Annotated in this window: 12 protein-coding genes; 10 read left to right on the top strand and 2 right to left on the bottom strand. The window is 51.5% G+C overall.

Annotation, left to right across the window (positions count from 1 at the left end; all coding sequences use genetic code 11):
* Nucleotides 1–150 precede the first annotated feature (150 nt).
* On the bottom strand, nucleotides 151–708 hold the full coding sequence (locus tag KI362_RS22515; protein ID WP_301630632.1) for a TetR/AcrR family transcriptional regulator: 558 nt from the start codon (nucleotides 706–708) through the stop codon (nucleotides 151–153).
* A 178-nt stretch (nucleotides 709–886) separates the two neighbouring features.
* Here KI362_RS22515 and KI362_RS22510 point away from each other — a divergent pair, with 178 nt between their 5' ends.
* Nucleotides 887–2,410 (top strand): NAD-dependent epimerase/dehydratase family protein, encoded by a 1,524-nt coding sequence (locus KI362_RS22510; protein WP_301630631.1) that lies wholly within the window; start codon nucleotides 887–889, stop codon nucleotides 2,408–2,410.
* A 41-nt stretch (nucleotides 2,411–2,451) separates the two neighbouring features.
* On the opposite strand, the gene KI362_RS22505 is transcribed toward KI362_RS22510, so the two are convergent.
* A complete protein-coding gene (locus KI362_RS22505; protein ID WP_301630630.1) occupies nucleotides 2,452–3,333 on the bottom strand; it encodes a LysR family transcriptional regulator in 882 nt (293 codons plus the stop codon).
* Between the two features lie 129 nt (nucleotides 3,334–3,462).
* On the opposite strand from KI362_RS22505, the gene KI362_RS22500 reads away from it, so the two are divergent.
* From KI362_RS22500 to KI362_RS22460, 9 genes are all read left to right on the top strand, one after another.
* A complete protein-coding gene (locus KI362_RS22500; RefSeq protein ID WP_301630629.1) occupies nucleotides 3,463–4,365 on the top strand; it encodes an ACP S-malonyltransferase in 903 nt (300 codons plus the stop codon).
* On the top strand, nucleotides 4,362–6,008 hold the full coding sequence (gene mdcA / locus KI362_RS22495; RefSeq protein WP_301630628.1) for a malonate decarboxylase subunit alpha: 1,647 nt from the start codon (nucleotides 4,362–4,364) through the stop codon (nucleotides 6,006–6,008). The genes KI362_RS22500 and mdcA overlap by 4 nt, the downstream gene beginning before the upstream one ends.
* Before the next feature lie 3 nt (nucleotides 6,009–6,011).
* Nucleotides 6,012–6,872: a triphosphoribosyl-dephospho-CoA synthase MdcB gene (gene mdcB, locus KI362_RS22490; protein WP_301630627.1), complete on the top strand. Its 861-nt coding sequence runs from the start codon at nucleotides 6,012–6,014 to the stop codon at nucleotides 6,870–6,872.
* 2 nt (nucleotides 6,873–6,874) lie between these two features.
* The gene (locus KI362_RS22485; RefSeq protein ID WP_301630626.1) at nucleotides 6,875–7,174 is read left to right on the top strand and encodes a malonate decarboxylase subunit delta; all 300 of its coding nucleotides are present in this window, start codon (nucleotides 6,875–6,877) and stop codon (nucleotides 7,172–7,174) included.
* Complete coding sequence (mdcD, locus tag KI362_RS22480; protein ID WP_301630625.1) at nucleotides 7,164–8,840, top strand: biotin-independent malonate decarboxylase subunit beta; 1,677 nt, start codon at nucleotides 7,164–7,166, stop codon at nucleotides 8,838–8,840. Before KI362_RS22485 ends, mdcD begins: the two co-directional genes overlap by 11 nt.
* Complete coding sequence (locus KI362_RS22475) at nucleotides 8,834–9,490, top strand: malonate decarboxylase holo-ACP synthase (protein WP_301630624.1); 657 nt, start codon at nucleotides 8,834–8,836, stop codon at nucleotides 9,488–9,490. The genes mdcD and KI362_RS22475 overlap by 7 nt, the downstream gene beginning before the upstream one ends.
* A gap of 170 nt (nucleotides 9,491–9,660) precedes the next feature.
* A complete protein-coding gene (locus tag KI362_RS22470) occupies nucleotides 9,661–10,944 on the top strand; it encodes a sensor histidine kinase (RefSeq protein ID WP_301630623.1) in 1,284 nt (427 codons plus the stop codon).
* Nucleotides 10,934–11,587 carry a response regulator gene (locus KI362_RS22465; protein ID WP_216479963.1) on the top strand — a complete coding sequence of 218 codons (654 nt, stop codon included), beginning with the start codon at nucleotides 10,934–10,936 and terminating at the stop codon, nucleotides 11,585–11,587. The genes KI362_RS22470 and KI362_RS22465 overlap by 11 nt, the downstream gene beginning before the upstream one ends.
* Complete coding sequence (locus KI362_RS22460; RefSeq protein ID WP_301630622.1) at nucleotides 11,580–12,476, top strand: GAF domain-containing protein; 897 nt, start codon at nucleotides 11,580–11,582, stop codon at nucleotides 12,474–12,476. Before KI362_RS22465 ends, KI362_RS22460 begins: the two co-directional genes overlap by 8 nt.
* Nucleotides 12,477–12,644 lie beyond the last annotated feature (168 nt).

Here is a 12,644-nt window from a genome sequence, read left to right as displayed (position 1 = left end):
AACCCCTTTAGGGGTAGCTAAAAAAGTAGTGCGGTTGGCGGATCATTCAGTGCCCTTTCAGGGCTGGCCAGTAACAAAGGCTTTCAGCCGCAGAGCAAACCACCCGTTATACGGGTGGTGCTGATTTTACGGGAGTGGGTTTGGGTTGAATCAAGTGTTCTTATTGGAATAGACTGAAGCGGCTCCGTCAGACAGCATGAAGATCATATCAGAAAGCTCCTTCGTACTTAAATCAAAGCCCCTATCAATCCACTGGCTAATCATACTTAAACAGCCGATAGTCAAATAGTGATAAATATAATCTGATTGAGCTTCTTTACCCGTCAAAAGCAGGTTCGCTCTCAAGGTAGTGATCGCTGAAGAGACGAAGCTGGAAGGAAACGAGGAATTTCCCGTTGGTCCGAGAAGTACACTGAATACCCTGCCATTGTCCTTCACATACTCTAGCAGCCCTTGCAGCAATTGAAAATTTCCAACAATCCTCTCAATATGCCCCCTCACTTGAAGCATTACCTCTTGCTCAATATCCTCCAACAGATCGAACTGGTCCTTGTAATTAAGGTAAAAGGTAGACCGGTTAATACCTGCATGCTCGCAAAGTTCTTTAATGGTCAGCTTGTGAATCGGCTTGGATTGCATTAGTTCGATCAGGCTGTTCTTCAGTAGCGATTTCGTCAATCTGACTCGTTGGTTTTCACGATTGCTCATGATATTCATCCTTTTTACTTTCAATTTTTACTATTTTGACGAGCTCCCAACATATTCATCCCAAGTGTCTATCTTATATCAAGATAAGATCAACTGTTGGTTGTAAAATAGACACCGTGTCGTAGATACTTGGATTATAACATAATTATCAGCTTGTAGTTGAAGGGAGATAAAAAGGATGATTAAGAGAAGAGTATTATTAACCGGGGCTACTGGAGGAATGGGTTCTCATGTGCTTCGAGAGCTGCTAAAGGATACCGATAAGCTGGATATTACATTGTTGGTGCTCGATACAGAGACAGATCGCAGAGCTCTTAAGGATTATGAGAACAAAGAAGGCCTCACTATCCATTGGGGAGATTTGACTAAGGAAGACGATGTGTATGAATGTATCAAAAATGCGGACATTGTCTTGCATGTTGCCGCACTGGTCTCTCCTGTAGCGGACTATAAGCCTAAGCTGGCAATGAAGGTGAACTATGGTTCCATGCGTAACATCATTCACGCGATTAAGGAGCAAGGAAGAATGGAGGAAGTCAAGGTTGTGTCGATCGGGACGATTGCTGAAACCGGGGACCGGATGCCGCCTATTCATTGGGGGCGGGCAGGCGATCCCATTAAGCCAAGCATTTACGACTATTACGCGGTATCTAAAATCGCTGCAGAACGACTGCTGATCGAATCGGGACTAAAATACTGGGTGAGTCTGAGACAGACCGGAATAATGGGACCTGCAATGAGCAAGATCAAGGATGCAATCATGTTCCACAATTGTCTGAATAATGTGCTTGAATATGTTTCTGACCGGGATTCCGGCAGAATGCTTGGCAACCTCTGCCGCTTGGATTATTCGGGGGAATTGTCTGAGGGTTTCTGGGGTCATGTGTATAATATTGGCGGCGGCGAAAGCTGCAGGGTAGATACTTACGCTATGTATAAAGAGCTCTATGGGGCGATCGGATTTAAAAATTTGAAATATGTCATTAACCCTAAATGGTACGCTACACGAAATTTTCATGGAACCTATTATCTGGATTCGGACAAGCTGGAGGAGCATCTTCACTTCCGCAGAGACAGCATGCAATATTTCTATGATTCCTACCTGGATTCACTAGGACCGGTAGCTCCAATATCCCGCCTAGTATGCAAGCTTCCGGGCGGACAAAAGCTGATGGGAAGTATTATGAAGAAAGTATTTTTGAAGGAAGCGCGTACGGAGCATGGGACGGTTCGCTTCTTCGAGCAGAATATGGAAGAGAAGATCGATGCTTACTGGGGCAGCAAACGTGCATGGGAGGCAATCCCATCCGGTATTAATGAGTTCGAGCACTTTCAGGATTGGGATCGGGTCATATGGATTGATCATGGCTACGATGAGAACAAGCCGGAAAGGGAGTTGAACCTGGAGGATGTGAAAGGAGCTGCTCAATTCCGGGGAGGACACTGCTCCTCAAACGAAATGAATACTGGGGATTGGAGGGGGAAATTGAAGTTTACTTGCGCTTTCGGACACGACTTTGAAGCAAGCCCGCGTCTGGTATTGGAAGCGGGGCACTGGTGCCCGGTCTGTGAACGTGAAAGCTGGAACTATGCAGCTCGCGCCAAAGTGGATCCATTTTTCGCCCAAGTGTGGACACCGCTTAATTCGCCGGAAGAGCCAGAGCGAGAGTATAGAAAAGAAGTGACAGAACTGGATGTATAAACATACTCTAGTCTGAATTATTAGCCATGCCGTAAGAGCGTCTAGCGTCTATTTCCGGGCAGGATCTCTTTGAAAAGCTGTTGAATAAAGACAAGGAAGGATTGCTCCAAGCCTGTCGGCTCCTCTTTGGTTGGCCAGGATAGATAGATGGTGCGAATGCAGCGATGACCGCGGATCGGCAGCAGCTTGATATCCTCAGTAAGGAGTCCGCTCCACAGAATGGAGGGGATGAAGGAGATCCCGAGGCCGGATTCGATCAAGCCTCTTACGGTGGCCGGATCATCACTCTCGAAGATGATGTCGGGGCTGAACGGCAAATCCGCAAAGAACCGGTCCGTTGTTCTTCGCAGCGGATTACCGGTGGTCAAGCTAATAAATTTCTCATGCTCAAGCTCCAATAAGGTGACTTCATTCCTGCCGCTGAGATGATGCTGCCTTGGGACGCCGAGCATAATCTCTTCTTCAAGCAGAATTACATGCTCGTTATGCCCTAAAGGCTCAGAGGTAATTGCAAAGTCATAGGTCAGCGCCTTCCCGGTCTTGCCAGGATGCTGGATCAGGTTGAACCGGATATGGGGATACTTGTCCCGAAACCGGCGGACAATCCAGGGCAGAAGCATGGAGCCGACCGCCACATATAAGGAAATGATCTCAACATTCTCCTTGCTCATTTCCGTAACTTCAACAACTCCTTGCTCCAAGGCGGACAACGCTTGGCTGGTCCTCTTCAGAAACTTCTCTCCAAAGGCATTAAGGACAATGTGCTTGCCCTTGCGGTCGAATAGCGGAACACCCAATTCGGTCTCAAGTGATTTGATCATTTTGCTGAGTGCGGGTTGTGAGATATAGAGTTCTTTGGCAGCACGGGTCATGTTGCCATGCCGGGCTGTGGTCAGGAAATATTTTAACTGTAAAAGCTCCATATCCGACACTCCCTTATAACCTATAGGTTATTAATAATGATAAATATAACTATTTTACAGCTATTTTAATAATAAATACAATAGATACATAGGAAAGAAATTCGGCGAGGAGGTGGGCTTCTGAAGCTTGTGTTTACATTTCCGGGACAAGGTTCACAGACTCCGAATATGCTGCAGGACATTCCGGCATACGTGGAGAGGGCAGCCGAAGTGATTGGCGTGATGCCGCGAGATGATGAGCTTGCCTTGTCCTCAACGCTATGGACGCAGATCGCACTGTTCCTGAAAGGGACAGCTGTTGCGGATGAGTTCATGAAGCAGGGCGTAATTCCGTATTTTGTGGCCGGTCATTCGATCGGAGCTTATTCAGCCGCAGTCACCGCAGGGGTCATATCCTTTGAGGATGCGCTGAGCATGGTTTGGCGACGTGCCCAGTGGATGGATCGGGCTTACCCCGCGGGCTACGGGATGGGAATAATAATGGGATTGACGAAGGAAGAGGTCGAACGGATTGTTGTTCATGCGCATAGCGATGAGTCTCCGGTGTACCGCTCCAATGTTAATGGAGAGCTGCAAGTTGCGTTATCAGGCACGGTAGAAGGGATCAGCAGAGCATTCGAGCTAGCCAAACAGCGGGGCGCTTCGAAGACGATCCATTTGAAAGTACCGGTGCCTTCGCACTCTCCTTTAATGGAGGGATTGACTTCTGAATTGTCCGGGATGCTGGAAAGGATTCCTCTGCAGGATGCAAAAATGACATACTTGCTAAATCATACGGGAAGACCGACCCGGTCCAGGCAGAAGATTGCCGAGGATTTGGCGGTAAATGCGGTTTATCCTGTTTGCTGGCATGATATGACAACTGTAAGTGTGGAGAGCGGTGCGGATTGCTTTATAGAGATGCCGCCAGGACACACGTTGACAGGCCTGCTTAAGCAGGCCCATCCTTGCTTGCGCGGAATTGCAGTTGATGAGACGGGGATGGAAGGCGCATTGTATCTGATCAGAAAGTGGGAGGCGCAGGCGGAATGAACAAGGAATTACGTTCCTGGAGTCGAAAGCGGGACAGGAAGCAATCGAAGCTGAGCGGAATCGAACCGCGGATGAAAGGAAAGTTTATTGATACGAGCGATATTGTAAGTGTCCTTGAGGCGTTGATTGAGCCCGGCGCTAAGGTCGTTCTTGAGGGAGACAACCAGAAGCAGGCGTCTTTTCTCTCGCAAAAGCTGCTGGAGGTCGATCCCGCCAAGGTACACGATCTGCATATGATTATGTCGAGTGTTTCGCGGCCGGAGCATCTGGATATTTTTGAGCAGGGCATTGCAGGCAAGCTGGATTTTTCCTATTGCGGATCCCAGAGTCTGCGTGTTGCGCAAATGATTGAGGACGGGACGCTGAAGCTTGGCGATATCCATACTTATTTGGAGCTGTTCGGAAGGCTGTTCATCGACCTTATTCCGGATGTGGTGCTTGTCGCGGCAGACAAGGCCGATACCGCAGGGAATCTGTATACAGGCAACAACACGGAGGAGACGCCTACGATAGTAGAAGCAGCGGCGTTCAAGGACGGTATCGTCATTGTACAGGTGAATGAAATCGTAGAGGAATTGCCGAGAACGGATATTCCTTCCTCCTGGGTGGATGTCATTGTGAAGGCGGATAAGCCCTATGCACTGGAGGCGCTGTTTACCCGCGATCCCCAGCATATCACCGAGCTGCAAATATTAATGGGCATGATGGCGATCAAAGGGATTTACGGGCGTCATGGAGTGCAGTCCCTCAATCACGGGATCGGTTACAACACCGCAGCGATTGAACTGCTGCTGCCAACCTATGGCGAGCAGCTCGGATTAAAGGGTAAAATTGCGAGACATTGGGCCTTGAATCCGCATCCGACCCTGATTCCGGCAATCGAAACGGGCTGGGTGGAGAGCATTCACAGCTTCGGCGGCGAGGTGGGCATGGAGAGATACATCGCGGCACGGCCGGATGTGTTCTTTGTAGGAAAGGACGGATCCATGAGGTCCAACCGTGCGATGTGCCAAGTGGCAGGTCAGTTTGCGGTAGATATGTTTATCGGCTCGACGCTGCAAATGGATCATGCCGGGAACTCCTCCACAGTTACTGCCGGTCGGCTGTCCGGCTTCGGCGGTGCCCCGAATATGGGGCATGATCCCCGGGGACGCAGGCATGCGTCAGCTGCCTGGTTGGCGATGAACGAGCAGCCTTCCGAGCTGTCCAAAGGACGCAAGCTGGTGGTACAGATGGTTGAAACCTATGGGGCGAATAAAAAGCCGGTTTTCGTGGAGAAGCTGGATGCGGTCAAGGTGAAGGACGCCTCCGGTCTCGCGATAACACCGGTCATGATCTATGGGGATGATCTGACCCATGTGCTCACGGAGGAAGGGATTGCCTATCTGTACAAAACAGACAGCCTGGCAGAAAGAAAGCAAGCTCTGGCCGCCATCTCCGGAGTAACGCCGCTCGGTCTGGAGAGCCGTGAGCATGAAGTGTCCGATCTCCGCGACCGCGGCATTGTGGCGTATCCGGAGGATCTGGGAATCCAGCGGCGGCAGGCCAAGCGTTCTCTGCTGGCCGCGCAATCAATCAGCGATCTGGTGACCTGGTCGGATGGCTTATATGATCCGCCGGCGAAATTCAGGAGCTGGTCGTAGGCTATGGCGATGCTGCGACACGATATCGAAGGCTTTGCGAAGTCACTTGCTTCCAGAGCGGTGTGGGCATTGACTGAAGAAGCAAGGCTTACCCCAAAGCCAGGCCTGGTGGATGCGAGAAGCAGCGGGGCACATAGCGATATGTCTCTGGAACTGATGATCAATTCGGCAGAGGCTTTGCGAGGAACGTTTGAGGAAATCGCCAGCGTCTCTTACCTCCGTTCCCCCAATCAAGAGCTGCGGGAGAAGATTGCCCGCATCGGCAGAGAAGGGGAAAGGCGGATGTACACGGTCACAGAAGGGGTCAACACGCACAAAGGCGCGATCTGGGCGCTCGGCCTTCTGACCAGCGCCCGTGCCGTCTGCGCCGATGAAGCTGATAATGAGCGGGTGCTGCGGCTTGCCGGTGTGATTGCTTCCTATGAGGACCGTTATTGTCCTGTGGAAGAGAAAGAGACTAATGGACAAATTGTAAAGCGCAAATATAATATTAGCGGCGCTTACGAGGAGGCGCAGCAGGGATTTCCTCATATTCGAAATGAAGCTTTGCCTGCGCTGCTGAGCGCAAGGAGAGCGGGTAAGAATGAGCAGGAGGCGCGTTTGGAAGCTCTGCTGGCCTTGATGGCTGCGGTGGATGATACCTGCATTTTGCATCGCGGAGGGAGTGCCGCTTTAACAACAGTTAAGGAGCTAGCGGCTTCCTGTCTCCGGGCGGCTAGTGGAAATATGGGGGAATTCGAAGAGAAATTCACCAGACTGGGCGATTATTGCCGCTCACGACGTCTGTCACCGGGCGGAAGCGCTGATTTGTTGGCTGCTGCTTTGTTTCTTGGCGTGGATGATGAAAGGGGAAGGGAGCTATAACGATGGAACAATTACATTTTCAATATGCCGCTTCAAGACCGATTACTCAATCGGCTCATATCGGTGTGGTTGGGTCGGGCGATCTGGAGATCCTTGTGGAGCCGGGAGAGGGCGGCACGGCACAGGTAAAGGTGCTGACCGGGAGCGAGGGATTCGGACAGACCTGGGACCATGTGCTGACTCGATTTTTCACCCGTTATCCGATTATAGCTCAAATGACCATCCACGATTACGGGGCTACGCCCGGGGTCGTGATGCTTCGATTAACGCAAGTGCTGGAGGTGCTGGGCTATGCAGAATAGCTATGTGGAGCTGAACGGGCGTGAACGCGCACAGGCACTGCTTGACCGGGATACCTTCCGCGAGCTGGTCGGGCCCTTTGACAGGCTCTATTCTCCACACCTGGAGCCGCAAGGAATTGTACCGCAAAGCGATGATGGTGTGATCGTGGCGAGAGGCATGCTTCAAGGAGAACAGGTGCTGGTTATTTCCATTGAAGGCGCATTTCAGGGAGGCGGGATTGGAGAGGTTGGCGGGGCCAAGATATCCGGTGCGCTGGAGCTTGCTTTGGAGGCAAATATCCAGGGAGATCGCATCGTTCCCATTCTGCTTTTAGATACCGGCGGAGTTCGGCTCCAGGAAGCGAATTACGGTCTGTTGTCCATCTCCGAAATTAGCGCACAGGTAGTTGCCCTGCGGGAGCATGTGCCCGTCATCGGGGTCATCCCCGGGCGCATCGGTGCATTTGGCGGCATGTCTATCGTCGCGGAGCTGGCAAGCACCTTGATTGCTACTCGAATGGCCCGGCTCGGCTTGAATGGCCCTGAAGTAATTGAACAGGAGGCAGGGGTCATGGAGTTTGATTCCCGGGACAAGGAGCTGATCTGGAATACAATCGGAGCCCGTCAGCGTCAGGCTACCGGGTTAATTGACGAGCTTGTGGAGGATGATGCCGCGGCCTTGACTGCTGCGATCTATCAGGCGATGAAGCGTCCTGCCCAAGCGCCGAAAACGTTGCAGACTGATTTCTACCTTAGCTTGCTCAGCCAATTCGACCCGGCACAGAAGTGGACTCCTGATAACTATGTTGAGTTGTATGAGAAGGTTAATCCTATAAATCAATTTCCATCGTATGCAAAAGAAGGTCCTAGCGATCAAGCAGATAGCCGAGGTTATCGGTGGTTTGCTGCATTAACTGGCATGGCCCATCCGGTGAGCGATACTCCTTCTGTGCTGGCGGCAGATATCGTTAAGGATGGACAAATATGCCGGTATATCTCCGTTGTCCCTGATGCTACAAGCCGCTATCCACGTGCAAAAGATGGAGAGGTCGGACTGTTGGAGGGATGGACGGTCGCCCAGCTGGTTCGCGATGCAATTCGGCTGGATCAGGACTCGGCGAATAAACGCCCGATCATTGCTATCGTTGATGTGCCGAGTCAAGCCTACGGCTACAGCGAGGAGCTGATCGGGATCAGCCTGGCGCTGGCGGCAAGCACGGATGCGTATGCTTGTGCCAGAATGCAGGGGCATCCGGTGGTCGCTCTCATCGTTGGCAACGCAATTTCCGGCGCCTTCCTGGCCCATGGCCTTCAGGCCAACCGCCTTATCGCTTTGGATGATCCCGGAGTTCATATTCAGGCCATGTCCAAGACTTCGGCGGCGCGGATTACACGCAGAAGCAGCGCAGAGCTGGAGGAGGCGACAAGCAAAGTACCGGCGATGGCTTATGATATAACCAGCTATAGCACGCTGGGCTCGTTATTCCGCTTATTGCAGGACATTCAAGCAGATGCTCCTCGAACCAAGGATCTGCTGGCAGTTGAATTCGCCATTGCCGAAGCAATTGCCTCGATTGAGACTGCTCCTCGCGACCTCATCAGTTCCCGCCTGCAAAGCGAGGCAGCGCAGAATGGAGGACGGGCAGCGACGCTGCGGGTGCGTGAGGCGTTAAGACAGCAATGGTAATCCGGCCGCATGATTTGATTGAGCTATCGGATATTGCTGCCTTATCTTTCACGGAAGTTGAGGATGAGGGGCTTGGGTGGGTGAAGGATTCCTTGTGGCATGCTCCGTTCGTCGTCGTTCGGCGCGCTCCGTTTTCCGGATCCGGCCATATCCCTGTCGGTATTCGCGGTGACCAACGAAGTCAGCGAATGGGTGCTTATTTATCCCCAGCCGGAGCCGCCAGAATCATTACACCTTATGATATTGCCCGGCAGCAGCTGTGGAACAATGTCTCTGAGCATCGCCGTCCGTTGCCGGTCATTCGAGTGATGCAAGAGATTGCCAAGGTTCTGTCCGGCTGCAGATGGGGACCTGCCGGAAGCGGAGGATTCGAGATGGCGACGGGGGCGCCTGTCTTGAAGGAATCCAGCGATCTGGACCTCGTCATCGACATGTCGTCCGTACTAGAGGGAAGGGCGCAAGCTGAATGGGCATCGCGATTGCTGAGACAGCTTGATCGTTTGCCGGTCAGAACTGATATCCAACTAGAGACCCCGGAGGGAGCCTACTTGCTGCATGAGCTGGTGAAGAGCAGGACCGGCAAGGTTCTGCTTCGTACAGCCAGAGGTCCTGAGCTTGTTCCTCACCCATGGAAGCTTGAAGAGGCTTGAGGGTATCCATTAGTCAATGACTTTTGGGTGCCCTCTTTTTTTGCCGTAAAGTGCTTAAGAATCGTCACAGTTCAAGTGGAAAACCTGCTTTTCATAGTTCGTGATATATGTCACAATTGTATTATTAGCTGAAGGATCATGTAAACGAAGGACGAGAGGAGTGAAAAGCATTGATTTCAACAGCCCAGAGAACAAGAACTTTCGTCAAATTCATGGTACATAACGGTATACTTACCATCACGACTACTTTGATCATCGTATTGGCGATTCGCGCCATTTTACAGGTGGAAAATCGCAGCTGGCAGGATGACACGCCCATTTTTCTGTTCGTATTGATGATTACCACGCTATTCTTCTTTATTATCTTTTGGCAGAGCCGCAAGCTGCGTTCGGAGCAGGAGCTGTTCTCGAATGTGTTCATGCACAGCCCCGATGGCGTTCTGGTAACGGACAATACCTTGAATATCATCCGCATGAATCCCACTGCCAAGCACCTGCTGCATTGGGCGGAGGAGCCGGCGAGCGTCAGCTTTTGCAATCATTGCTCCAACTATCCCGGGTTGAACAAGCGCTGCAGTTATCAAAATTGCTTTATTACCGAGCCAGCTTCGCAGCATACTGAAGTGTTGATTACAACCTCAGACGGGATAACCAAGTCTATGAATGCAAGTGTGTCGCACTATACAGATCCGGTGCTTGGTCCGTTGAACATCATTCGGCTTCAGGCGGTCGAGAAGAACAGGCAGGAAGAGCAGCACCGGATTGCGCAAATGATTACGCACTCGATTCTGTCCGCCCAGGAAAATGAACGCAAACGCATCTCGCGCGAGCTGCATGACGGGATTGGCCAGTCGCTATACAGCATTTTGATTCAGACCGAAGTGCTGAAGGGCCAATTGGAGGAGCCCGTAAACACACCAGCCGACGAATCCATTGATTCCCTGCAGGAGTCCATTCGTCACACCATTGAAGACATCCGGGATTTATCTGTGGAGCTGCGGCCATCCGCACTAGACGATATCGGGCTTGTGGCAGCACTCCGGAATTACGTAAAATTATATGGACAGAAGTTCGGCATTCAAGTGCTGTTCTCGATTGACGGCGACAGCGGCCGACTGCCGGCAGGACATGAGATCGCCCTGTACCGGATTGTGCAGGAAGCCTTGACGAATGCAGCCAAGTATTCGCATACTGAAGTGGTGAACGTCGGGCTGAAGCTGCTCCCGGAGGCGGCTGAGCTCCTGATCCGCGACCATGGCGTCGGATTCGAACTGACAACGGAGCTGCGGCAGGGTGTCGGCCTATACAGCATGGAAGAGCGAGTTAAGATATTAGGCGGAGAATTTGAGATTGAATCGGTTCCCGGACAAGGAACAACCATTCAGGTCAGAGTGCCGATTGAAGCGGATGAGATCTCTGGCCGTAAGGAGGATTTGCGCAGCGATGGATATTAAAGTGCTAATCGTCGACGATCATGCCGTCGTTCGCAGCGGACTTCGCGCCGTACTGGATACGAAGCCGGGAATCAAGGTTATCGGGGAGGCCGCGGACGGTATTTCTTGCATCAAGAAGTCGCTGGAGCTTCATCCCGATCTGGTCTTGATGGATTTGAGCATGCCGAACGGGCGCGACGGCCTGTATACAACCAGTGAATTGCTGCAATCCATGCCAGAGGTCAAGGTTATTATTTTGACGATGCATGATGATGAGCAATATTTGTTCCGGGCCCTTAAAGCCGGGGCTTCCGGTTACATTCTGAAATCAGCGCCGATTACGGAGCTGGTGACAGCGATCGAGCAGGTTCATCAAGGATTGGTCTACCTGCATCCTACGGCGACGAAAAAGGTCATAGAGGGGTATTTGCACGGACACTCCAAAGAGCCGCAGGACACCTTCGAAACCTTATCGGAGCGTGAAAAAGAGGTGTTAACCTTAGTCGCCAAAGGCTATACGAACAAGGAAGCGGCCGAGCTGCTCTCGATCAGCGTAAAAACAGTAGAGAACCACAAAGCGAATATCATGGATAAGCTGCAGCTCAATAATCGGCGAGAATTAATGAAGTTCGCCTTCAGAAGGGGGCTGCTTGATTTTGACTAGGGAGGACGATCAATCGCTGACCATCCAGCAGCAGATTCAGCAAGAACTCCAGCAGTTGAAGTCGGACCTGGCCTTGGATTTTGTTGCCGTTGCTCTTGCGGATGCCAATTATCGGGATATTTATTGGAAAATAGCGCTTGGTGCCAAATCGGAGCGTTATCGTAAAATAACGGTTCGCATGGGCAGAGGGATGGCCGGCAAAGTCATGCAAACCAAGCGTCCGCATATCGTTACCTCTTATCCCGAGGAGGTGCGAGACGAGATGCTGGAGTATCCGATCTTCCTTGTGGAAGCGATCCGGTCCGCCGTTGGCGTCTCGGTGGATTCGAAGCGGCCGGAGCAGAAGCAATCTTACGGTGTGCTTCTTGTAGGACAGCGGCAGGAGCGGGTATATCACGAGCAGGAGATTGCGCGGGTGGAGCAAAGTGCGGCTGTGCTGGCCGTGCTATATGACAGTACCGTGGTCCTTGAGCCTGCAAAAGAGCAGGAGCGGGCGGAGCATACCGACGTGAAGAGTCCGCTTTTGCAGCGGCTGCGAGAGTTCCGGGCGGAAGGAATAACCTGTGAATTGCTCGATCAACGAATTACGAGATTGTCTCACACTCGGCAGCAGCAGATTGGGGAGATTCTCGACCTGCTGGTTCATCACAGCATGCGTTCCATCCATCAGGCAAGCGTTACAATGGAGCAGGATGAGTTGGGTCATACACGGATTGAATTTCAGTGCGTTGGAGGCGAACCGCTGTCCCAGGATCTATTTAATCCCGTTAATGATCTTTTGATATCCTTAAAATGCGACCTTGAAATCGCAGTGGAAGCCGAACGGCAGTCCGTGCGGTTTACGCTTCCTACTCGTCTATTACTGGATGAGCAGATCTGGAATCCATAAGAGGTAGTTCAAAAAGTCGGTCTTCAGTGCTGAAAAGCTGACTTTTTGAACTCGCATCATAAGCAAATATGAGATGGGGAATTTCCTAGAAAGCAAATGAGGGAATTCCCCAATTTTTTTTAGGTCTGCCTCCCGGGATAATAGAGTCATTAGCTGTTGACTTTACAA

Source organism: Paenibacillus apis (assembly GCF_018333295.1).
GTDB classification, from domain to species: domain Bacteria; phylum Bacillota; class Bacilli; order Paenibacillales; family Paenibacillaceae; genus Fontibacillus; species Fontibacillus antibioticophila.
Note: the sequence above shows the minus strand (reverse complement) of the source record. Positions and strands in the feature narration are given on the sequence as shown.

Coding starts and splice junctions, on each gene's coding strand:
- KI362_RS22515 (WP_301630632.1), bottom strand. CDS start 708: ATGAGCAATCGTGAAAACCAACGAGTCAGATTGACGAAATCGCTACTG.
- KI362_RS22510 (WP_301630631.1), top strand. CDS start 887: ATGATTAAGAGAAGAGTATTATTAACCGGGGCTACTGGAGGAATGGGT.
- KI362_RS22505 (WP_301630630.1), bottom strand. CDS start 3,333: ATGGAGCTTTTACAGTTAAAATATTTCCTGACCACAGCCCGGCATGGC.
- mdcA (WP_301630628.1), top strand. CDS start 4,362: ATGAACAAGGAATTACGTTCCTGGAGTCGAAAGCGGGACAGGAAGCAA.
- mdcB (WP_301630627.1), top strand. CDS start 6,012: ATGGCGATGCTGCGACACGATATCGAAGGCTTTGCGAAGTCACTTGCT.
- KI362_RS22485 (WP_301630626.1), top strand. CDS start 6,875: ATGGAACAATTACATTTTCAATATGCCGCTTCAAGACCGATTACTCAA.
- mdcD (WP_301630625.1), top strand. CDS start 7,164: ATGCAGAATAGCTATGTGGAGCTGAACGGGCGTGAACGCGCACAGGCA.
- KI362_RS22475 (WP_301630624.1), top strand. CDS start 8,834: ATGGTAATCCGGCCGCATGATTTGATTGAGCTATCGGATATTGCTGCC.
- KI362_RS22465 (WP_216479963.1), top strand. CDS start 10,934: ATGGATATTAAAGTGCTAATCGTCGACGATCATGCCGTCGTTCGCAGC.